This is a genomic window from Streptomyces sp. NPDC002853 (assembly GCF_053591915.1).
In genome coordinates, this window is sequence record NZ_JBSFUS010000008.1 from 255,419 (window position 1) to 276,135 (window position 20,717).

A 20,717-nucleotide genomic window follows, 5' to 3' on the forward strand; every position below is an offset into this window, starting at 1 on the left:
GCCGAGTTCCCCCGCAGACCGGGGAACTCGGCGGCGGCGCCTTTCCGTTCCGGAACGCGCCGACCCCGGTGTTCCGCCGCACTGTGAGGTATGGCACGATGCTGGCCACCTCCCCCACCGGCACAGCCCTCACAGGAGACACTCCTAGTGCAGCACCCCGCCGTCCCGGAACTGGCACACAACACCACCCGCCCCATCCACTGGCTGGCCACCGCGGCCGCGCTCGCCGCCGTCATCGCCGGCTCGTCGTTCCTGCAGCCCGACCCCGCGACCGCCGCCCAGCCGAACCCCGAGCCCTCCGGCAAGACCGCCGCGGCCCCCGCGCCGCCCGCGACCGCCCCGGACCCGGGCACCGTCACCTTCCCCCTCGCCTGCGGCAAGGTGAAACCCGTGGTCAAGAAGAAGGCCTCCGGAGACCTCGACGGGGACGGCAGGCCCGAGACCGTCGCCGTGGTGCACTGCGCCGCCGGATCGGGCACACCCCCCGACGGCGTCTACGTCATCACCCGCCCCACGCAGGGCAAGCCCCGCGTCGTCGCCACCCTCGTCGACCCGAAGGACCGCCAGAACGTCAGCGACTTCGCCGTACGTGACGGTGTGATCACCGCCACACTCCTCGGCTACTCCGCACCGAACGTGCCCAGCTGCTGCCCCGACCTCAAGGACGCGGCCAAGTGGCAATGGAAAGACGGCACGTTCGCGCGGACCACGCCTGCCGAGGCACACACCGTGTGACGGCTCCCGCACCGACAAGGGCCTGTGCCCGCCGTCCAACGGCGGGCACAGGCCCTTTGCCCATGCGTCAGTTCGCGCCCTCAGGCCGCGTCGGGGCCATAGACCTCGACCCTGTCCGAAACGCGGCGCACGTGAATGCAGTCTCCCGGGCACTCCTTGGCCGAGTCGACCACGTCACGCAGAAGCGGCAACGGAACGGGCGTTGTGGCGCCCGGAGCCTGCAACAGCTCGTCCTCGCCGCTCTTCACATAAGCCAGTCCGTCGATGTCCAGCTCGAAGACCTCAGGCGCGTACTGCGCACAGATGCCGTCGCCGGTGCAGAGGTCCTGGTCGATCCAGACCTCCAGCGGATCGCGGCTCTCGGAGCCGGTACCGGCCTTGTCTCCCACGGTCATCTCTCCTGCCGGTCGTCACGCCGAGTGAGCCGACTCGGCAGCAAGTCGGGCCCACCCTGACGGGTGTTGAACGCTTCGACGATACAACCGCCCGCTTTCCGATGTTGTTGGGTGGGTAATGACCTGACGTGAGGGAGAGCGCAAGGGTGAAGATCGGACACACCTCTACCGTCTTTGTGATCTAGGGGTTTCAATCGACACCCACCCAGGTAGGGTCTGGAAGCGTCCAGCTCCCCTTGGAGGAGGTGAGGACCGTGGCAGCCCACGACGACGACATCAACCGCGGCATCCGGCCGGGGCGAGGGTCTGAGGACCCCGCCGGTCAGGTTGCCTATCTCGAGCAGGAAATCGCCGTCCTGCGACGCAAGCTCGCCGACTCTCCGCGTCATACGAGGATTCTCGAAGAGCGGATCGTCGAGCTGCAGACCAATCTGGCCGGCGTGTCCGCACAGAACGAGCGGCTCGCCAACACGCTCCGTGAGGCCCGCGACCAGATCGTGGCCCTCAAGGAGGAAGTCGACCGGCTCGCGCAGCCGCCGGCCGGCTTCGGAGTCTTCCTCGTGGCGAACGAGGACGGCACGGCGGACATCTTCACCGGGGGCCGCAAGCTCCGGGTGAACGTCAGCCCCGGCGTGGAGCTCGAAGAGCTCAGGCGCGGCCAGGAAGTAATGCTCAACGAAGCGCTCAACGTGGTCGAGGCCATGGAGTACGAGAGCGTGGGAGACATCGTCACCCTCAAGGAGATCCTCGAGGACGGCGAGCGCGCCCTGGTGGTCGGGCACACCGACGAGGAGCGAGTGGTCAGGCTCGCCGAGCCACTCCTCGACGTCACCATCCGCCCCGGTGACGCACTCCTGCTCGAACCCCGCTCCGGGTACGTCTACGAAGTGGTTCCCAAGAGCGAGGTCGAAGAGCTCGTACTCGAAGAGGTCCCGGACATCGGCTACGAACAGATCGGCGGCCTGGGCAACCAGATCGAGCTGATCCGCGACGCGGTCGAACTGCCCTACCTCTACCCGGACCTCTTCAGGGAGCACGAACTGCGGCCGCCCAAGGGCGTCCTGCTGTACGGGCCCCCCGGCTGCGGCAAGACACTGATCGCGAAGGCCGTCGCCAACTCCCTTGCCAAGAAGGTCGCCGAGGTGACCGGACAGGCATCGGGGAAGAGCTACTTCCTCAACATCAAGGGCCCCGAGCTCCTCAACAAGTACGTCGGCGAGACCGAGCGCCACATCCGCCTGGTCTTCCAGCGTGCGAGGGAGAAGGCGAGCGAGGGCACCCCCGTCATCGTCTTCTTCGACGAGATGGAATCCCTCTTCCGCACCCGCGGATCCGGAGTCAGCTCGGACGTGGAGAACACCATCGTCCCCCAGCTGCTCGCCGAGATCGACGGCGTGGAAGGCCTGGAGAACGTCATCGTCATCGGTGCCTCCAACCGTGAGGACATGATCGACCCGGCGATCCTGCGCCCCGGACGACTCGACGTGAAGATCAAGATCGAGCGCCCGGACGCCCAGGCGGCGAAGGACATCTTCGCCAAGTACCTCACCGAGCGGCTCCCGCTGCACGCGGACGACCTCGCCGAACACAGCGCCGACCGGCGCACCACCGTGGACGGCATGATCCAGTCCGTCGTGGAGCAGATGTACGCGGAATCCGAGGAGAACCGCTTCCTCGAGGTGACGTACGCCAACGGCGACAAGGAAGTCCTGTACTTCAAGGACTTCAACTCCGGCGCCATGATCGAGAACATCGTCGGACGCGCCAAGAAGATGGCCATCAAGGCCTTCCTCGACGCCAACCAGAAGGGCATCAGGGTCTCCCACCTCCTGCAGGCTTGCATCGACGAGTTCAAGGAGAACGAGGACCTGCCCAACACCACCAACCCGGACGACTGGGCCCGCATCTCCGGCAAGAAGGGCGAACGGATCGTGTACATCCGTACGCTCGTCACCGGAAAGCAGGGCGCGGACACCGGACGCTCCATCGACACGGTGGCCAACACCGGTCAGTACCTGTAGAAGACAGGACGGCTGCGGGTGTCCTTCGTGGGTACCCGCAGCTGTCTGTTTTTCAATGAAGGCAATGATCTCCCCACCAGCGCAAAGGCGCTCTAGGCTCTTCGGTACCGCCGAGTCGCGCAGTGCGGGGACGGGCACCGCACACGCACCGGAGAACCAGCGGTACTTGAGCGCCGTTCCCGGAGGGGAGCGCCGCCGGGCAAGGAGGGCCGCATGACCGTACGGCGAGTAATGGGCATCGAGACGGAGTACGGCATCTCCGTCCCCGGCCACCCGAACGCCAATGCCATGCTCACCTCGTCCCAGATCGTCAACGCCTACGCCGCGGCGATGCACCGGGCGCGACGCGCCCGCTGGGACTTCGAGGAGGAGAACCCCCTGCGGGACGCGCGGGGCTTTGACCTCGCCCGTGAGACCGCCGACGCCAGTCAGCTCACCGATGAGGACATCGGCCTCGCCAACGTGATCCTCACCAATGGGGCGCGCCTCTACGTGGACCACGCGCACCCCGAATACAGCTCACCCGAGGTCACCAACCCCTGGGACGCCGTCCTGTGGGACAAGGCCGGCGAGCGCATCATGGCGGAGGCGGCCGAACGCGCCGCACAGCTGCCGGGGGCCCAGCCGATCCACCTCTACAAGAACAACACCGACAACAAGGGCGCCTCCTACGGCACGCACGAGAACTACCTGATGAAGCGGGAGACCCCCTTCTCGGACATCGTGCGCCACCTGACGCCGTTCTTCGTCTCCCGCCAGGTCGTCACCGGCGCGGGACGCGTCGGCATCGGCCAGGACGGCCACGAGCACGGCTTCCAGCTCAGCCAGCGCTCGGACTACTTCGAGGTCGAGGTGGGCCTGGAGACCACCCTCAAGCGGCCCATCATCAACACCCGGGACGAGCCGCACTCGGACGCCGAGAAGTACCGCCGCCTGCACGTCATCATCGGCGACGCGAACCTCTCCGAGATCTCGACGTACCTGAAACTGGGCACGACATCGCTGGTCCTCGCCATGATCGAGGACGGCTTCATCGCGGTGGACCTCGCCGTGGACCAGCCCGTGCGCACCCTGCACCAGGTCTCCCACGACCCGACCCTCCAGCGCCTGATCACGCTCCGTAGCGGACGGACACTCACCGCTGTCCAGCTCCAGATGGAGTACTTCGAGCTGGCCCGCAAATACGTGGAGGAGCGGTACGGCTCCGACGCCGACGAACAGACCAAGGACGTGCTGACCCGCTGGGAAGACGTCCTGGGCCGCCTGGAGAGCGATCCGATGAGCCTCTCCGGAGAGCTCGACTGGGTCGCCAAGCGAGAACTCATGGAGGGCTACCGCCGCCGTGACAGCCTCGACTGGGACGCGGCACGACTGCACCTGGTCGACCTCCAGTACGCGGATGTACGGCCCGACAAGGGCCTCTACAACCGTCTGGTGGCACGCGGCAAGATGAAGCGCCTCCTGGAGGAGCCACAGGTCGAGCGCGCCCAGGCCAAGCCTCCCGAGGACACGCGCGCGTACTTCCGCGGCCGCTGCCTCGAGCAGTACGCGGACGACGTGGCCGCGGCCTCGTGGGATTCGGTCATCTTCGACCTCCCCGGCCGCGACTCCCTCCAGCGTGTGCCCACACTGGAGCCGCTGCGGGGCACGCGGAACCACGTCAAGGAGCTCCTTGACCGCTGCCGCACGGCAGAGGATCTGGTACGGGTGCTCTCCGGAGGCTGAAAGACCCGGCGTGTGGGAATCATCGAGGTGGTCCCCGGACGTTCCAGTAACTACGGGGCCGATGTCAGACCTGGCTTATAGGGTCTGATCAAGTACATCGCACCTAACGAGCGGGGTGAGGTAGATGGCGACCAAGGACACCGGCGGCGGACAGCAGAAGGCAACGCGTTCCACCGAGGAGGTCGAGGAGCAGACAGAGGAAGCGCAGGGCTCCGAGGACCTCAAGGAGCGCCAGGAGAAGCTGAGCGACGACGTGGACTCCGTCCTGGACGAGATCGACGACGTCCTCGAGGAGAACGCCGAGGACTTCGTACGTTCGTTCGTGCAAAAGGGCGGACAGTAGGGCATAGCCGCCGCGGTGCGGGGAGTGCGTGGCGCGGTATCGGCCACGCACCTCAACGCCCTGGACCGCACATGTGGATCACCGCCGCGAGGCGGGTAGGGTCCGTGACGAACAGCCCTTCAGACGTAATTCGCTTCAACTGCAAATCGGCCACCGGCGAGTTGGGACACGCTCCCGGCGCACAGCGCCCGGCCGTCACTTACCTGGAAGGAAACGCGTGGAAGCCAACACTCGTAGCACCGGGCGTCTACCAGCTGCCTTCCTGACGCCTGGGTCTTCGTCCTTCATGGACTTCCTGTCCGAGCATCAGCCCGACATCCTGCCGGGCAACCGGCAGTTGCCGCCCACGCAGGGCGTGATCGAGGCGCCGCACGGCACGACGATCGTGGCGACGACGTTCCCCGGTGGCGTGGTGCTCGCCGGTGACCGGCGGGCGACCATGGGCAATGTCATCGCGCAGCGGGACATCGAGAAGGTCTTCCCGGCCGACGAGTACTCAGCGGTCGGCATCGCCGGCACCGCCGGTCTCGCCGTCGAGATGGTCAAGCTCTTCCAGCTGGAGCTCGAGCACTTCGAGAAGGTCGAAGGCGCCACGCTCTCCCTGGAGGGCAAGGCGAACCGTCTGTCCACGATGATTCGCAGCAACCTCGGCATGGCCATGCAGGGCTTGGCCGTCGTCCCGCTCTTCGCCGGGTACGACGTCGACCGCGAGAAGGGGCGCATCTTCTCGTACGACGTGACGGGCGGCCGTTCCGAGGAGCACGGCTTCGCGGCCACCGGCTCCGGCTCGGTCTTCGCGCGTGGTGCGATGAAGAAGCTCTACCGCAACGACCTGTCGGAGCAGGAGGCGACGACGCTCGTCGTGCAGGCGTTGTACGACGCGGCGGACGACGACTCGGCGACGGGCGGCCCGGATGTCGCCCGCCGGATCTATCCGATCGTCACTGTCATCTCCGACGAGGGTTTCCGGCGGTTGGAGGATCAGGAGTCTTCCGAGATCGCCCGCTCGATCCTTGAGCGGCGCCTGGAGCAGCCCGATGGTCCGCGGGCCTCGCTGCTCTGATCGATCCGTATTCGCCACTGACTGAGTCACTGACAGAAAGGGACGGATAGCCGGTGTCGACGCCGTTCTATGTCTCACCCCAGCAGGCCATGGCCGACCGGGCGGAATACGCCCGCAAGGGCATCGCCCGTGGTCGCAGCCTTGTTGTGCTGCAGTTCGCCGATGGCATCGTGTTCGTCGGCGAGAACCCGTCCCGTGCGCTGCACAAGTTCAGCGAGATCTATGACCGGATCGGCTTCGCGGCCGCCGGCAAGTACAACGAGTACGAGAATCTGCGGATCGGTGGCGTGCGGTACGCCGATCTGCGGGGCTACACGTACGACCGTGACGATGTGACGGCCCGTGGGCTCGCGAACGTCTATGCCCAGACCCTCGGCACGATCTTCTCGAGCCAGGCGGAGAAGCCGTACGAGGTGGAGCTGGTCGTCGCCGAGGTGGGTGCCACGGCGGACGCCGATCAGATCTACCGCCTGCCGCATGACGGTTCGATCGTGGACGAGCACGGTTCGGTCGCGGTCGGTGGCAATGCCGAGCAGATCAGTGCGTATCTCGATCAGCGTCATCGTGACGGGATGTCGCTCGCCGAGGCGCTGAAGCTGGCCGTGCAGTCGCTGTCCCGTGACACGAACGGCAGCGAGCGGGAGATCCCCGCGGAGCGGCTGGAGGTGGCGGTGCTCGACCGTACGCGGCCGCAGCAGCGGAAGTTCAAGCGGATCGTGGGGCGTCAGCTCGCGCGGCTGCTCGAAGGCGGCGCCTCGGCTCCCACGGACGCCGCGTCCGACAACGAGGAAGAGGCGGACTCCGGCTCCGGGTCCTCCGAGGAGTAGTCCTGTTCGTCGTACGCCCCGTGTTCCGGCCCTGTGGCCGGGACGCGGGGCGTTCGCATGCGTGGGGTGTCATCGGGCCGCGGGGGCGGTGGAGCCGCGGGTCACCAGTTCGACGGGGAGTGTGTCGGTCCGGGGTGTGTGTCCGTCGAGGACGGCGAGCAGGGAGGTCATGCCGCGTTCGCCGAACTGCTCGGCCGGGAGTCGCACGGTGGTGAGTTCGGGTTCCACGGCGGTCGCCAGGGTGAGGTCGTCGAAGCCGGTCACGGAGAGGTCCTCGGGCACGCGCAGGCCGAGGCGGCGGGCTGCCTTGCAGGCGCCCGCGGCGAGGATGTCGTCGTCGCAGATGAGTGCGGTGGGGCGGAGCCCGGGGGCGGAGAGGGCGGCTTCGGCAGTCGCGCGGGCGTCCTCGACGGTGAGGAGTGCCCGGTCGGTGCGTACGGCCGTGTCGGTGCCTCTCAGTGCCGCCGTGAGGGCGTCGGAGCGCACGTCGAAGGTCCAGGAGTCGACGCCCGCGGCGAGGTGCAGGAAGTCGCGGTGGCCCAGGGCGAGGAGGTGCTCGGTGACCTGTCGCATCCCGTCGCCGATGTCGAGGTTGACGGTGGCGGCGCCGAGGCTGTCGGCCGGGTTGCTGTCGAGCATGACCAGGGGGAGCGCGTCGCCCTGGATGGTGGCGAGCGCGTCGGAGGCGATGGAGGAGGCGAGGATGCCGTCGAGGGCCGCGCGGCTGGAGTCGAAGGGGTCGCGGGCGGGGCCGATGCCTTCGGGGGAGGGGTAGAGGACGACTCCGAAGCCGTGTTCGGCGGCGACGCGGGCGGCTCCGGTGTAGACGCGGGCGAAGAACTCGTTGGTGAGGGCGGGGACGACGAGGAGCGCGGTCCTGGTGCGGCCGAGGCGGAGGTTGCGGGCGGCGAGGTTGGGGCGGTAGCCCAGTTCGCGGGCGGTGGTCCGGACGCGTTCGGCGGTGCGCTCGGCGACGCGGCCTCGCCATTTCTCGCCGAACACGAGGGAGACGGTGGCCTGGGAGACCCCGGCGGCGCGTGCGACGTCGCGGCTCGTGGGGCGTGGCCCCGCGGCCTCCTGCTCTGGCCCGGCCACTACTGGTACCTCCCAGGTCGTTGCCGCGGGGGAGATCGGGATGGACCCGCGGTGAGCGCTCATGGTACGTATGGTGCTCGAAGTTATACGTAAAACCTCGGCGCGCGGGCGCAGGGGGAGGGGCGGGGAGCATGGCTGGCGGATACGCGGAGATCCTCAGGACGAAGCACGCGGGGCGGCTGCTCGCGGGCACCCTGGTGGGCCGGCTGCCGAACGCGACGGCCGCGATCGCCATCGTGCTGTTCATCCGTGCCGAGGGCGGGACCTACAGCCTGGCCGGCGCCCTCGCCGCGGTGTACGGCGTGGCCAACGCGGTGGGCCAGCCGCTGCTCGGCCGCCTGGTGGACCTGTACGGGCAGCCGCGGATCCAGCTTCCCTCCGCGATCGTCTCGGCCATCGGCATGGGGGCCTTCGCCTTCACCGGGCCCGAATCGCTCGGCCTCGCGTATGTCGCGGTGGGCGTGGCGGGCCTCTTCACGCCGCCCCTCGAAGGCGGCCTGCGCGCGCTGTGGCCGAGCGTCCTCGGCAAGGAGGAGCAGGTGCACCGGGCGTACGCCATGGACGCCATCGCCCAGGAAATCATGTTCACCGTCGGGCCGTTGCTCGTCACGGCATGCGTCGCGCTCTGGTCGGAGCAGGCCGCGCTGCTCGTGGTGAACGTCATCGGCGTGCTCGGTGCCCTCTCCGTGGTGATGTCGCAGCCCTCGCGCGCGTGGCGCTCGGCGCCCCGCGAGGCGCACTGGCTCGGCGCGCTGCGCTCGCCCGGGCTCATCGCGCTCCTGGGCGCCTTCCTCTTCGTCGGCATGGCGCTCGGCTCCATCACGGTCGCCGGTGTGTCGTACGCGGACGGGCACGGCGGCGACGCGGTGTACGGCTGGATGATGGCGGCGCTCGGGCTCGGCGCCCTGGTCGGCGGTTCCGTGTACGGGGCGCGGCAGTGGGCCGGCGTACCGGAGAAGCGGCTGACCGTCCTGGTGGCCCTGCTCGCCCTGTGCTACTGGCCGTTGACGCTGACGCCCGGCGCGGTCGCCATGACGGGCCTCGCGGCCCTGGCCGGGGTCTTCCTCGCGCCGGCGCTCGCGTGCGCGTTCATCATCGTGGACCGGCACGCGCCGCGGGGCACCGTCACCGAGGCGTTCTCCTGGCTGGTGACCACGTTCACGGTCGGCGCGTCGCTGGGCACGGCGGTCGCGGGGCCGGTCGTGGAGTGGGGCGGGACCGTGTGGGGCTTCGCCGTTCCGGGGGGCGCCGGGGTCGCCGCGCTGCTTGTCCTGCTGGCCACGGCGCGGGTGCTCGTGCTGCCCGCTGATTCGGCGGTCGTTGCGGGTTCATCGGAAAATGATCGAAACGGTGCCGTCGAACCCGGTTTCAGGGCAGGGCATCAGGCGTAATGTTCAGTCATGGACCGCCGCATTTTCGGGCTGGAGAATGAGTACGGCGTCACGTGCACGTTTAGGGGACAGCGCCGTCTGTCGCCTGACGAGGTGGCGCGCTACCTCTTCCGCCGTGTTGTCTCATGGGGCCGCAGCAGCAACGTCTTTCTGCGGAACGGCGCCCGCCTCTATCTTGACGTCGGGTCACATCCGGAATACGCAACACCGGAATGTGACAACGTGACCGAGCTGGTCACGCACGACAAGGCGGGCGAGCGCATTCTGGAAGGCCTGCTCGTCGACGCCGAACGCCGCCTGCACGAGGAGGGAATCGCGGGCGACGTCTATCTCTTCAAGAACAACACCGACTCGGCGGGAAACTCCTACGGCTGCCACGAGAACTATCTGGTGGCCCGGCACGGGGAGTTCTCGCGGCTCGCGGACATCCTCATTCCCTTCCTCGTCACGCGACAGCTGCTCTGCGGCGCGGGCAAGGTGCTGCAGACTCCACGCGGCGCCGTGTACTGCGTCAGTCAGCGTGCCGAGCACATCTGGGAAGGGGTCTCCTCCGCGACCACCCGCTCCCGGCCGATCATCAACACCCGCGACGAACCACACGCGGACGCCGAGCGCTACCGCCGGCTGCACGTCATCGTCGGTGACTCGAACATGTCCGAGACGACCATGCTCCTGAAGGTCGGAGCCACCGACCTCGTCCTTCGCATGATCGAAGCGGGCACGGTGATGCGCGACCTGACCCTGGAGAACCCGATCCGGGCGATCCGCGAGGTCAGCCACGACATCACGGGCCGCCGCAAGGTGCGTCTGGCCAGCGGCCGCGAGGCATCCGCCCTCGAGGTCCAGCGCGAGTACTACGAGAAGGCCGTGGACTTCGTGGAGCGCCGCGGCATCCGCACGGGCACGGTCGAGCAGGTCCTGGAGCTGTGGGGCCGCACGCTCGACGCGATCGAGGCCGAGGACCTCGACCGCATCGGCACCGAGATCGACTGGGTCATGAAGTACAAGCTCATCGAGCGGTACCGAGCGAAGAACAACATGACCATGTCGCATCCGCGGGTCGCGCAGATAGACCTCGCGTATCACGACATCCACCGCCGTCGCGGGCTGTACTACCTCCTGGAGAGGAAGGGCCAAGCCGCCCGCATCTGCAACGACTTGAAGATCTTCGAGGGCAAGTCGGTGCCGCCGCAGACCACCCGCGCGCGGCTGCGGGGTGACTTCATCCGCAGGGCCCAGGAGCAGCGACGTGACTTCACGGTCGACTGGGTGCACCTGAAGCTCAACGACCAGGCACAGCGCACGGTGTTGTGCAAGGACCCCTTCCGGTCGGTGGACGACCGGGTGGAGAAACTGATCGCCGGTATGTAACCCCGGATACAGCAGGTGCGTTGCGGGAACGCAACGCGGGGCGCCGTACGTTCCTCGTACGGCGCCCTTCTCCATGCGTAGAGTTGCGCGCACGCCAACCGACAAGATCGACCGATACGAGGCCCCCACCGTGCGCCGACGCTCACTCCTCCTTGCTGTTCCGGCCGGCCTGCTCACGCTGGCCGGGTGTGGTGACGACAAGAAGGCCGACAAGGCCAAGCCCAGCGACAGCCCAGCCCCTTCGAACTCGACCTCGGCCGCACCGACGGCGAAGATCGTGGACGGGCCCCTGCCCGAGATCACCAAGGGGACGAAGTTCGGCCAGAAGCCGACCGTCGCGAAGGGGTCGGGCAAGCCGTCCTCCGACCTCGCGGTCAAGACCCTGGTCGAGGGCAAGGGCGCCGAGGTGAAGAAGGGCGACTACCTCCAGGCGAACTACCTCGGCCAGATCTGGGCCACGGCGAAGGTCTTCGACAACTCGTACGACCGCGGGAACCCCACGGTCTTCCCGATCGGCACCGGTCAGGTCATCCCCGGCTGGGACCAGGCGCTCGTGGGCAAGAAGCTCGACAGCCGTGTGCAGCTCGCGATTCCGCCGAAGATGGGTTACGGCACGGAGGGCAACAAGCAGGCGGGCATCAAGGGCGACGACACGCTGGTCTTCGTCGTCGACCTGGTGGGCACCTTCAGCGCCAAGAGCTCGGCCAAGGGCAAGGAGGTCGCGCAGTCCAACATCGACCTGCCCAAGGTCGGCACGAACACGGACGGCAAGGCCCCCTCGATCGACGTCCCGAAGAAGGCCGCCCCGAAGAAGCTCGTCGCGAACTACATCCTTGAGGGCGACGGCGAGGAGATCAAGGAGACCGACAGCCTCCTGTGCCAGTACAAGGGCGTGCTGTGGGCCGACGGCAAGGAGTTCGACTCCTCGTACAAGAGGAACGAGCTCGCCTCGTTCCAGCTGGCGCAGGTCGTCAAGGGCTGGGCGCAGGGCCTGACCGGCAAGAAGGTCGGCAGCCGCGTCCTGGTCGTCGTCCCCCCGAAGCTCGGGTACGGTGACCAGCCGCCGCAGGGCAGCACCATCAAGAAGGACTCCACGCTGGTCTTCACCGTGGACATCCTCGCGAAGATGTAACACTGTCCCGGCTGGCCATTCGTATCAAAGCAGGAGCAATAGACGTGAGCATCGAGAAGCCCGAGATCGACTTCCCCGAGGGCCCGGCCCCCACCGACCTCGAGATCGTGGACATCTGGGAGGGCGACGGCCCGGAGGCGAAGGCGGGCGCCACCGTCTCCGTCCACTACGTGGGTGTGGCTTTCTCCACCGGTGAAGAGTTCGACGCCTCCTGGAACCGCGGCACGCCGCTCCAGTTCCATCTGGGTGCCGGTCAGGTCATCGCCGGCTGGGACCAGGGCGTCCAGGGCATGAAGGTCGGCGGACGCCGCCGGCTGACCATTCCCTCGCACCTCGCGTACGGCGAGCGTGGCGCCGGTGGCGGCCGTATCGCGCCCGGCGAGGCCCTGATCTTCGTCTGTGACCTCGTCGGCGTCTGAGAGACGACCTGGCGACGACTGAGGACAGGGTCTGATCAGACCTGTCCGTCGAGGCCCATGCCGGTTCCGGCATGGGCCTCGGCTTTTCCCACGACACCCCGGGGCGGTACGGTCGGCGGTCGGAAGCATTGTTGAGAAAGGGCGTCGATGGCCATTGCCAAGGCCGAGCGGCTGATGAACCTGGCGCTGTGTCTGCTCGGGACGCGGCGGCCGCTCAGCAAGCGCGAGCTGCGCGAGTCCATCGAGGCCTATCTGGAGGCGGGGTCCGACGACTCCTTCAACCGGATGTTCGAGCGCGACAAGGACGATCTGCGCGAACTCGGCCTGGTCATCGAGACGGTGGAGAATCTCGACGGCGAGGTCGGCTATCTCGCGCGCCGTGACAGCAACCGCCTGCCGCCCATCACCATCGACGCCGAGGAGGCCGCGGCGCTCGGCCTCGCGGCCAAGGTCTGGCAGCAGGCCCGCCTCGCAGGGGCCGCCAGCGGCGCCCTGCAGAAGCTGCGCGCGGCGGGCCTTCCCGAGGACGTCGATCCGTACGGGGCGCACAGCGCGCTCGAGCCGCGCATCCCCGTGCACGAGGCGGCCTTCGAGCCGCTGATGCTCGCCTGCCGCGACCGCCGCCCCGTCGTCTTCGACTACCGAAAGGCCACCGCGGCCCGCCCCGAGCCGCGCCACGTCGAGCCGTGGGCGCTCGAATGCTGGCGTGGCCACTGGTACCTCGCGGGCTGGGACCGTGACCGCGGGGCCGAGCGCGTGTTCCGGCTCTCCCGCATCACCGGGAAGGTCCGCGCCCGTGCGGGCAAGTTCACCGCGGGCGTCCCCGATGTCGTCACGGTGCGCGAGACCGTCGCGGGCTGGGCGGGGGAGAGCGCCGACCGCTCCGCCCTGATCCGGCTGCGTACGGGCGCGGGTTACCCGCTGCGCGCCAAGGCCGCCCACATACGTGAAGTGGGCGAGGGGTGGGACGAGTTGGAGATTCCGTACGGGCACGGGCTGGACGCGTGGCTGGTGGAGTTCGGGCCCGACGTGGTGGTCCTGGAGCCCGCCGAGTTGCGGGCCGACGTGGTGGACCGGCTGCGTGCCGTGGCCAAGGGCTGAGGGGGACGTACCGAATCATGGCCACGAACGCGATCGACCAGACCCGGCGGATGCTGTCCCTGGTGACCTATCTGCGCGAGCGCCCCGGCGCCCACGTCAGTGACGTCGCCCGCGCCTTCGGGATCACCGAGGACGAGCTGATCTCCGACCTGGACGTGCTGCCGCTGTGCGGGACCAGTTTCCGCGGCGGCGACCTCCTGGACATCGACACCGACGGTGACCGCATCTGGTGGCACAACGCGGACGACGTGGCGGCCCCGCTGCGGCTCGCCGCCGACGAGGCCACCGCGCTCCTGGTGGCCGCCCGCGCGGTCTCCACGCTCCCCGGGCTGCGCGAGAGCGACCGGCAGGCGCTGGTGCGCGCCACCGCGAAGCTGGAGACGGCGGCCGGTGACAACGCCGGCGCCAGCGCGCGGCTCTCGGTGACCTTCGAGTCCGAGGGCGGTGTCTTCGCCGAGGTCGACCGTGCCATCTCCGAGCGGCGCAGGCTCTGGCTGCGCTACTACTCACCGGCGCGCGACGAGCTCACCGAGCGCGAGGTCGACCCGATCCGCCTCTTCGCCGTGGGGCACACGTACATGGAGGCGTGGTGCTACCTCTCCGAGGCGCGCCGCACTTTCCGCCTCGACCGGGTGGCCGAGATCAGGATCCTGGACGAGCCGTCCGCGCCGCCCGAGGTCGAGCTGCGTGACCTCTCCGAGGGGCTCGTGCAGCCGGCCGCGGAGGACCCTGAGGTGGTCGTCGAGGTCGGGCCGGGCGGCCGCTGGGTCGCCGAGTACTACCCCCACGACAGCGCCGAGGAGCTCCCCGACGGCGGTCTGCGGATCACGCTGCGCACCCCGGACCCCACCTCGCTGCGCAGGCTCGCGCTGCGGCTCGGCGGGGACGGGCACATCGTCTCCCCGGCGGATCTCGCGGACAGCGCGCGGCAGGCGGCGCGCGAGGCCCTGGCGGCCTACGACGAGCACGACAAACACCCCGGCGGGTCGTACGACAGGCAGGAGCAAGGACGTTGACCACCAGCCTCATGTCCGAGATTCCCGGAATGTCGAGAATCGCCCCTGTGCTCTTCAAGGCCGCCTGCCCCGACTGCCGCGCCCGCTTCGAACTCTCCGCCGGGGCCCTGCGGTTGGCCATCGGCGCCTCGGCCCGCACCACCTTCTACTCCTTCACCTGCCCGGAGTGCGGCAGCGCGGTGCGCAAGCCCGCGGGCGAACGCATCGTCGAACTGCTCACCGGCGGCGGGGTGCGGACGCTGCGTCTGCACTCGACCGTCTAGGCTCGACGCATGTTCTGGGCGATGCTGGCGATTGCCGCGGGGTTCTGTGGCCTCGCCGTGCTCGGCGTACTGGCGATTCGGGTCTTCATCGAGGCGCAGCGCCTCAGTACTCAAGTGACGCAGACCACACAGCGGATCAACCGCGCGGCGGAGGATCTCGAGGCGGCGGCGACCGGTGTGGCCCAGGCGAGCCGAGATGTCCTGTAGGTCCAGAAGATCCTGCAGGTGTCGCGGAGACGCACGTCGACACCGCGGCCTGTCAACTTCCCTTGTCCGGCAGGTACGCTGCTGAAGTGGCCCGGAGTGCGAGGCGCGGGCCGCAACTGGGAGTACGCACAGGGATTGCCCTGCGTTCACCCCTGAGCGTTACGATCGCTGCCAGCACGGTGGCCGGACAGCAAGTCCGGCCTGTCCGGCAGCCCCGCCCCTGCCGCCTCGGTGAGAAGGTAAAGACCTATGTTCGGAAAGATCGGCGCCCCCGAGATCATTCTCATTCTCGTCGTCATCGTTCTGCTGTTCGGGGCGAAGAAGCTTCCCGACATGGCCCGGTCGCTCGGCAAGTCCGCGCGCATCCTCAAGAGCGAGGCCAAGGCGATGAAGACGGACGGCAAGAAGGACGAGGCGGCCCCGGCCGACCCGCCCACCGACCCTTCCGCCGCTCAGCGCACCATCCAGGCCGCGCCCGGTGACGTGACCAGCTCGCGCCCGGTCACCGAGCCCACCGACAGCACCACCAAGCGCTGATCCAAGGCCGGCGACGGCCGGCCTGCCGCACGAGATGAGGACGTGGGTTGCTCAAGTCTGCCCGCAAGAAGGAACAGGATCCCGAGGGGCGGATGCCTCTTGCGGAGCACCTGCGCGAGCTCCGCAACCGGCTCGCGAAGGCCGTGCTGGCCATCATCGTCGTCGCGATCGTCGCCGCGTTCTTCTACAAGGACATCATCGAGTTCTTCACGAACCCGATCCTGAACTCCGTGGGGTGCGAGAAGAGCTTCGCCGAGCTGGCGAAGGAGGACGACGGCACGTGCGCGCGCATCGTGCTGAACGGTCTGCTCACGCCGTTCACCCTCGCGCTCAAGATCTCCCTGATGGCCGGCGTGGTGCTCGCGTCGCCGATCTGGCTCTACCAGCTGTGGGCCTTCGTCGCCCCCGGCCTGCACAAGAGCGAGAAGAAGTACGCCTACGGCTTCGTGGCCGCCGGATTCCCCCTGTTCCTGGGCGGCGGGTTCTTCGCGTACAAGACGCTGCCGACGATGGCGCGGGTGCTGCTCGAATTCTCGCCCGGCGGGATCGACAACTTCTTGCCGCTGGACGAGCTGATCGACCTGGTCACCCGCATGGTGATCGTCTTCGGCCTCTCCTTCGAGCTGCCCCTCCTGCTGGTGATGCTGAACCTCACCGGGGTGCTCACCGGCAAGCGGATGCTCGGCTGGTGGCGCGGCATGATCATGGGCATCACGGTCTTCGCGGCCGTGGCGACGCCCAGCACCGACCCGCTGACCATGATCGCCCTCGCCGGGCCGATCTGGGTGCTCTACTTCGCCGCCACCGCCTTCTCGCTCCTCAACGACCGGCGCAAGGCGAAGATCGACGCGGCCGGGCCCGATGACGACGAGGCGTCCGAGCTCGACCTGACCCCCGAGGACGTCGGCGCGATCGAGCCGGTGTCCGCGAACAGGGCGCTGCCCGAGCAGGCGAGCGGCGACAGCACGACCAGGGACCGTGTGAACGGTTTCGACGACGTGACCTGATCTTGTAGGGTCCTGCCCCAGACTCCGTCCGGGGGGACCTCAGTGACCAGCGACATCACGCTCTTCGTCAATCCCACCGCGGGCCGCGGCCGGGGCGCCCACGCGGCGCAGCCGGCCGCTTCCGCGTTGCGGGCCGCGGGCCACTCCGTGCGCACGGTCATCGGGGAGGACTCCGCCGACGCGCTGCGCCGGGCACGCGATGCCGTGGATGCCGGGACGCGCGCGCTGATCGCCGTCGGCGGTGACGGCATGGCGAGCCTCGCACTGCAGGCCGTCGCGCGGACCTCGACGCCCCTGGGCGTGGTCGCCGTGGGCACCGGCAACGACTTCGCCCGTGCGCTGGGGCTTCCGGTGCGCGATCCGGCCGCCGCGGGGGCCGTCATCGCCGAGGCGCTCGACGCGGGGCGCACGCGCGACGTCGACCTGGGGCAGGTGGGCAAGACGTGGTTCGGCACCGTGCTCGCCTCCGGCTTCGACTCCCGGGTCAACGACCGGGGCAATCGGATGCGCTGGCCCACCGGGCGTTTCAAGTACGACCTCGCGATGGCTGTGGAGCTGGCGGCCTTCCGGCCCATCCCGTTCCGGATCACGCTGGACGACGAGCAGGTCCACGAGATCGACGCGACGCTCGTCGCCGTGGGGAACGGGACCTCGTACGGCGGGGGCATGAAGATCTGCGCGCGGGCCGACATGGGCGACGGCCTCTTCGACGTCACGGTCGTCGGCGACTGCAGCCGTACGACGCTCCTGAAGGTCTTCCCGCGGGTCTACAAGGGCACGCACCTGGACCACCCCAAGGTCACCGTGTTCCGGGCAGCGAAGGTGGAGCTCGCCGCGCCTGCAGTCACCGGTTACGCGGACGGGGAGCAGCTCGGCGGCCTGCCGCTGACGGCACGGTGCGTGCCGCGAGCCGTACGGGTGCTCGGGCCCGAGGGACCGCGGGAGCCGTAAGGCAGATAATGATCGTCCGTTGTCAGTGGTGGCCGGTAGTCTCGAAAGCACGATGACAGAGGACCTCTCACCGGCCGAGCGGTACGCGGCGGCGCGCGAGCGCGCTGTCGAGCAGGCCACAGCACTCGCCGGCTTCCGCGAGATGTACGAATTCGGCCTCGACCCCTTCCAGATCGACGCCTGTCGGGCGCTCGAGTCGGGCAAGGGCGTGCTCGTGGCCGCCCCCACGGGTTCGGGCAAGACGATCGTCGGCGAGTTCGCCGTGCACCTGGCCCTGCTGCAGGGCAAGAAATGCTTCTACACCACGCCCATCAAGGCGCTCTCCAACCAGAAGTTCGCCGACCTCTCCAAGAGATACGGCGCGGACAAGGTCGGTCTGCTGACCGGCGACAACAGCGTCAACTCCGACGCCCCGGTGGTCGTGATGACCACCGAAGTGCTGCGGAACATGCTGTATTCGGGCTCGCAGTCGCTGCTGAACCTCGGCTATGTGGTGATGGACGAGGTGCACTACCTCTCCGACCGCTTCCGCGGCGCCGTCTGGGAAGAGGTGATCATCCACCTCCAGGAGTCGGTGACGCTGGTCTCCCTGTCGGCGACCGTGTCGAACGCCGAGGAGTTCGGCGACTGGCTGGACACCGTGCGCGGCGACACCCAGGTGATCGTCTCGGAGCACCGGCCGGTGCCGCTGTTCCAGCACGTCCTCGCCGGCCGCCGGATGTACGACCTCTTCGAGGAGGGCGAGGGCCAGCGAAAGGCCGTCAACCCCGACCTCACGCGCATGGCGCGGATGGAGGCCAGCCGTTCGTACAACCCGCGTGACCGCCGCAAGGGCAAGATGGTCCGCGAGGCCGACCGCGAGCGCGAGCGCAGACAGCGGTCGAGGATCTGGACGCCGGGGCGCCCCGAGGTCATCGACCGGCTCGACTCCGAAGGTCTCCTCCCCGCGATCACCTTCATCTTCAGCCGCGCGGCCTGCGAGGCCGCCGTACAGCAGTGCCTGCACGCGGGCCTGCGGCTGAACGGCGAGGACGCGCGGGCCGAGGTCCGCGAGATCGTCGAGGAGCGCACGGCCGCCATCCCGGACGAGGACCTGCACGTCCTCGGCTACTACGAATGGCTCGAAGGCCTGGAGCGCGGCATCGCGGCGCACCACGCGGGCATGCTGCCGACCTTCAAGGAGGTCGTCGAGGAGCTCTTCGTCCGCGGGCTCGTGCGCGCCGTCTTCGCCACCGAGACCCTCGCCCTGGGCATCAACATGCCCGCGCGCAGCGTGGTGTTGGAGAAGCTCGTCAAGTGGAACGGCGAGCAGCACGCGGACATCACGCCCGGTGAGTACACCCAGCTGACCGGCCGTGCCGGGCGGCGTGGCATCGATGTCGAGGGCCATGCGGTGGTCCTGTGGCAGCGCGCCATGAGCCCGGAACACCTCGCGGGGCTCGCCGGTACGCGCACGTATCCGCTGAGGTCCAGCTTCAAGCCGTCGTACAACATGGCCGTGAACCTGGTCGAGCAGTTCGGGCGGCACCGCTCGCGTGAGCTCCTAGAGACGTCCTTCGCGCAGTTCCAGGCCGACAAGTCGGTCGTCGGGATCTCCCGCCAGGTGCAGAAGAACGAAGAGGGACTCGAGGGCTACAAAGCCTCGATGACCTGTCACCTGGGCGACTTCGAGGAGTACGCCCGCCTGCGCCGCGAGCTGAAGGACCGGGAGACCGAGCTCGCCAAGCAGGGCGCCAACCAGCGCAGGGCGGCGGCGGCCACCGCCCTGGAGAAGCTCAAGCCCGGTGACGTCATCCACGTGCCGACCGGGAAGTACGCGGGCCTGGCGCTCGTCCTGGACCCGGGGATCCCCGCGGGCCGAGTCAACGGCCACCGCGGCTTCGAGCATCAGGACGGGCCGAGGCCGCTGGTGCTCACCGCCGAGCGGCAGGTCAAGCGCCTCGCCTCGATGGACTTCCCGGTGCCGGTCGAGGCCCTTGAGCGGATGCGCATCCCGAAGTCGTTCAACGCGCGCTCGCCGCAGTCGCGCCGGGATCTGGCGTCCGCGCTGCGCACGAAGGCCGGGCACATCGTGCCGGAGCGGCATCGCAAGGGGCGCGCCGCCGCGGCCGACGACCGCGAGATCGCCCGGCTCCGCACGGAGCTGCGGGCGCACCCGTGCCACGGGTGCGACGAGCGGGAGGACCACGCGCGGTGGGCCGAGCGCTACCACCGCCTGCGGCGGGACACCGTGCAGCTCGAGCGGCGGATCGAGGGGCGTACGAACACCATCGCGCGGACCTTCGACCGGATCGTCGCGCTGCTCACGGAGATGGACTACCTCCGGGGTGACGAGGTCACCCAGAACGGCAAGCGGCTGGCCCGGCTCTACGGCGAGCTGGACCTCCTTGCCAGCGAATGCCTGCGCGAAGGCGTGTGGGAGGGGCTCAGCCCGGCCGAACTGGCCGCGTGCGTCTCGGCGTTGGTGTTCGAGGCCCGGGCCGCGGACGACGCGCTCGCCCCCAAGCTGCCCTCCGGGAAGGTGAAGGCGTCCCTCGGCGAGATGGTGCGGATCTGGGGCCGGCTCGATGCCCTGGAGGAAGAGTTCAAGATCAACCAGGCGGAGGGGGTCGGGCAGCGGGAGCCGGACCTCGGGTTCGCCTGGTCGGCGTACATGTGGGCGTCGGACAAGGGCCTCGACGAGGTGCTGCGCGAGGCGGAGATGCCGGCCGGTGACTTCGTGCGGTGGTGCAAGCAGGTGATCGACGTGCTGGGGCAGATCTCGGCCGCCGCTCCCCGCGAGAACTCCACCGTGGCCAAGAACGCCCGCAAGGCCGTGGATCAGCTGCTGCGAGGTGTGGTGGCGTACAGCTCCGTCGGCTGACGGAAGGCGACGGTCCGCGGCTGTCGGACCGCGACGAGCGGTCGGCGCCGAAGGGCGGGCCCGGGGATTTTCCTCCCCGGGCCCGCCCTTTTTCGTATCCAGGTCCGCCTGTTCGACGTCATCACTCCACGTGTTCGATTGATCGCCACGCGTGTAAATGGAGCCGAGTGTATGCCCGTCGGTGAGCGCGCTGCAGGGCCTTGCTGAATATGACTCGGCGATGATTCCGGCGCGCTAAGCTCGCCCGGAGCGCGG

20 protein-coding genes are annotated in these 20,717 nt (G+C 68.8%); 18 read left to right on the forward strand and 2 right to left on the reverse strand.

Annotated elements, in window-relative coordinates; all coding sequences use genetic code 11:
* Window positions 1-147: 147 nt before the first annotated feature.
* Entirely contained in the window at window positions 148-735 is a 588-nt protein-coding gene (locus ACWD02_RS23210) for a hypothetical protein (protein ID WP_451213977.1), read from the forward strand.
* 80 nt (window positions 736-815) lie between these two features.
* Here the strand turns inward: ACWD02_RS23210 and ACWD02_RS23215 are convergent, their stop codons facing one another.
* Entirely contained in the window at window positions 816-1,130 is a 315-nt protein-coding gene (locus tag ACWD02_RS23215) for a ferredoxin (RefSeq protein ID WP_451213980.1), read from the reverse strand.
* A gap of 254 nt (window positions 1,131-1,384) precedes the next feature.
* On the opposite strand from ACWD02_RS23215, the gene arc reads away from it, so the two are divergent.
* The 5 genes from arc to prcA all read left to right on the forward strand — a co-directional run bounded on the left by arc (window position 1,385) and on the right by prcA (window position 7,109).
* Entirely contained in the window at window positions 1,385-3,151 is a 1,767-nt protein-coding gene (gene arc / locus ACWD02_RS23220) for a proteasome ATPase (RefSeq protein ID WP_363210881.1), read from the forward strand.
* 213 nt (window positions 3,152-3,364) lie between these two features.
* The gene (gene dop, locus ACWD02_RS23225; RefSeq protein ID WP_365820895.1) at window positions 3,365-4,876 is read left to right on the forward strand and encodes a depupylase/deamidase Dop; all 1,512 of its coding nucleotides are present in this window, start codon (window positions 3,365-3,367) and stop codon (window positions 4,874-4,876) included.
* Window positions 4,877-5,000: 124 nt separating this feature from the next.
* Window positions 5,001-5,219, forward strand: a complete 219-nt coding sequence (locus ACWD02_RS23230) for a ubiquitin-like protein Pup (protein ID WP_249590985.1) — start codon at window positions 5,001-5,003, stop codon at window positions 5,217-5,219.
* Window positions 5,220-5,436: 217 nt separating this feature from the next.
* On the forward strand, window positions 5,437-6,282 hold the full coding sequence (gene prcB, locus ACWD02_RS23235) for a proteasome subunit beta (protein ID WP_451213985.1): 846 nt from the start codon (window positions 5,437-5,439) through the stop codon (window positions 6,280-6,282).
* Window positions 6,283-6,335: 53 nt separating this feature from the next.
* Window positions 6,336-7,109, forward strand: coding sequence for a proteasome subunit alpha (gene prcA, locus ACWD02_RS23240; RefSeq protein WP_451213988.1), 774 nt, complete (start codon window positions 6,336-6,338; stop codon window positions 7,107-7,109).
* A gap of 69 nt (window positions 7,110-7,178) precedes the next feature.
* On the opposite strand, the gene ACWD02_RS23245 is transcribed toward prcA, so the two are convergent.
* Window positions 7,179-8,267: a LacI family DNA-binding transcriptional regulator gene (locus ACWD02_RS23245; protein WP_451213991.1), complete on the reverse strand. Its 1,089-nt coding sequence runs from the start codon at window positions 8,265-8,267 to the stop codon at window positions 7,179-7,181.
* Window positions 8,268-8,335: 68 nt separating this feature from the next.
* On the opposite strand from ACWD02_RS23245, the gene ACWD02_RS23250 reads away from it, so the two are divergent.
* From ACWD02_RS23250 to ACWD02_RS23305, 12 genes are all read left to right on the forward strand, one after another.
* Window positions 8,336-9,595, forward strand: a complete 1,260-nt coding sequence (locus ACWD02_RS23250) for an MFS transporter (RefSeq protein ID WP_451213993.1) — start codon at window positions 8,336-8,338, stop codon at window positions 9,593-9,595.
* A gap of 9 nt (window positions 9,596-9,604) precedes the next feature.
* Entirely contained in the window at window positions 9,605-10,966 is a 1,362-nt protein-coding gene (gene pafA, locus ACWD02_RS23255) for a Pup--protein ligase (RefSeq protein ID WP_135334215.1), read from the forward strand.
* A gap of 130 nt (window positions 10,967-11,096) precedes the next feature.
* The gene (locus tag ACWD02_RS23260) at window positions 11,097-12,098 is read left to right on the forward strand and encodes an FKBP-type peptidyl-prolyl cis-trans isomerase (RefSeq protein ID WP_451214579.1); all 1,002 of its coding nucleotides are present in this window, start codon (window positions 11,097-11,099) and stop codon (window positions 12,096-12,098) included.
* Between the two features lie 44 nt (window positions 12,099-12,142).
* Window positions 12,143-12,517, forward strand: a complete 375-nt coding sequence (locus tag ACWD02_RS23265) for an FKBP-type peptidyl-prolyl cis-trans isomerase (RefSeq protein WP_451213996.1) — start codon at window positions 12,143-12,145, stop codon at window positions 12,515-12,517.
* 147 nt (window positions 12,518-12,664) lie between these two features.
* Window positions 12,665-13,618, forward strand: coding sequence for a helix-turn-helix transcriptional regulator (locus ACWD02_RS23270; protein WP_451213999.1), 954 nt, complete (start codon window positions 12,665-12,667; stop codon window positions 13,616-13,618).
* Between the two features lie 17 nt (window positions 13,619-13,635).
* The gene (locus ACWD02_RS23275) at window positions 13,636-14,634 is read left to right on the forward strand and encodes a helix-turn-helix transcriptional regulator (RefSeq protein WP_451214002.1); all 999 of its coding nucleotides are present in this window, start codon (window positions 13,636-13,638) and stop codon (window positions 14,632-14,634) included.
* 11 nt (window positions 14,635-14,645) lie between these two features.
* The gene (locus ACWD02_RS23280) at window positions 14,646-14,897 is read left to right on the forward strand and encodes a hypothetical protein (protein ID WP_365821137.1); all 252 of its coding nucleotides are present in this window, start codon (window positions 14,646-14,648) and stop codon (window positions 14,895-14,897) included.
* A gap of 9 nt (window positions 14,898-14,906) precedes the next feature.
* Window positions 14,907-15,104 carry a hypothetical protein gene (locus ACWD02_RS23285; RefSeq protein WP_451214005.1) on the forward strand — a complete coding sequence of 66 codons (198 nt, stop codon included), beginning with the start codon at window positions 14,907-14,909 and terminating at the stop codon, window positions 15,102-15,104.
* A 249-nt stretch (window positions 15,105-15,353) separates the two neighbouring features.
* Window positions 15,354-15,641, forward strand: coding sequence for a Sec-independent protein translocase subunit TatA (tatA, locus tag ACWD02_RS23290; protein WP_451214008.1), 288 nt, complete (start codon window positions 15,354-15,356; stop codon window positions 15,639-15,641).
* Between the two features lie 47 nt (window positions 15,642-15,688).
* The gene (gene tatC, locus ACWD02_RS23295; protein WP_451214011.1) at window positions 15,689-16,648 is read left to right on the forward strand and encodes a twin-arginine translocase subunit TatC; all 960 of its coding nucleotides are present in this window, start codon (window positions 15,689-15,691) and stop codon (window positions 16,646-16,648) included.
* A gap of 42 nt (window positions 16,649-16,690) precedes the next feature.
* Window positions 16,691-17,599, forward strand: a complete 909-nt coding sequence (locus ACWD02_RS23300; RefSeq protein WP_451214014.1) for a diacylglycerol kinase — start codon at window positions 16,691-16,693, stop codon at window positions 17,597-17,599.
* Window positions 17,600-17,651: 52 nt separating this feature from the next.
* On the forward strand, window positions 17,652-20,462 hold the full coding sequence (locus ACWD02_RS23305; protein ID WP_451214017.1) for a DEAD/DEAH box helicase: 2,811 nt from the start codon (window positions 17,652-17,654) through the stop codon (window positions 20,460-20,462).
* Window positions 20,463-20,717: the final 255 nt, after the last annotated feature.

What these genes read in the sequence shown, in the direction of transcription:
- ACWD02_RS23215 (WP_451213980.1), bottom strand. Translation starts at nt 1,130, where the DNA reads ATGACCGTGGGAGACAAGGCCGGTACCGGCTCCGAGAGCCGCGATCCG.
- dop (WP_365820895.1), top strand. Translation starts at nt 3,365, where the DNA reads ATGACCGTACGGCGAGTAATGGGCATCGAGACGGAGTACGGCATCTCC.
- ACWD02_RS23230 (WP_249590985.1), top strand. Translation starts at nt 5,001, where the DNA reads ATGGCGACCAAGGACACCGGCGGCGGACAGCAGAAGGCAACGCGTTCC.
- ACWD02_RS23245 (WP_451213991.1), bottom strand. Translation starts at nt 8,267, where the DNA reads ATGAGCGCTCACCGCGGGTCCATCCCGATCTCCCCCGCGGCAACGACC.
- ACWD02_RS23250 (WP_451213993.1), top strand. Translation starts at nt 8,336, where the DNA reads ATGGCTGGCGGATACGCGGAGATCCTCAGGACGAAGCACGCGGGGCGG.
- pafA (WP_135334215.1), top strand. Translation starts at nt 9,605, where the DNA reads ATGGACCGCCGCATTTTCGGGCTGGAGAATGAGTACGGCGTCACGTGC.
- ACWD02_RS23270 (WP_451213999.1), top strand. Translation starts at nt 12,665, where the DNA reads ATGGCCATTGCCAAGGCCGAGCGGCTGATGAACCTGGCGCTGTGTCTG.
- ACWD02_RS23275 (WP_451214002.1), top strand. Translation starts at nt 13,636, where the DNA reads ATGGCCACGAACGCGATCGACCAGACCCGGCGGATGCTGTCCCTGGTG.
- ACWD02_RS23280 (WP_365821137.1), top strand. Translation starts at nt 14,646, where the DNA reads ATGTCCGAGATTCCCGGAATGTCGAGAATCGCCCCTGTGCTCTTCAAG.
- ACWD02_RS23285 (WP_451214005.1), top strand. Translation starts at nt 14,907, where the DNA reads ATGTTCTGGGCGATGCTGGCGATTGCCGCGGGGTTCTGTGGCCTCGCC.
- tatA (WP_451214008.1), top strand. Translation starts at nt 15,354, where the DNA reads ATGTTCGGAAAGATCGGCGCCCCCGAGATCATTCTCATTCTCGTCGTC.
- ACWD02_RS23305 (WP_451214017.1), top strand. Translation starts at nt 17,652, where the DNA reads ATGACAGAGGACCTCTCACCGGCCGAGCGGTACGCGGCGGCGCGCGAG.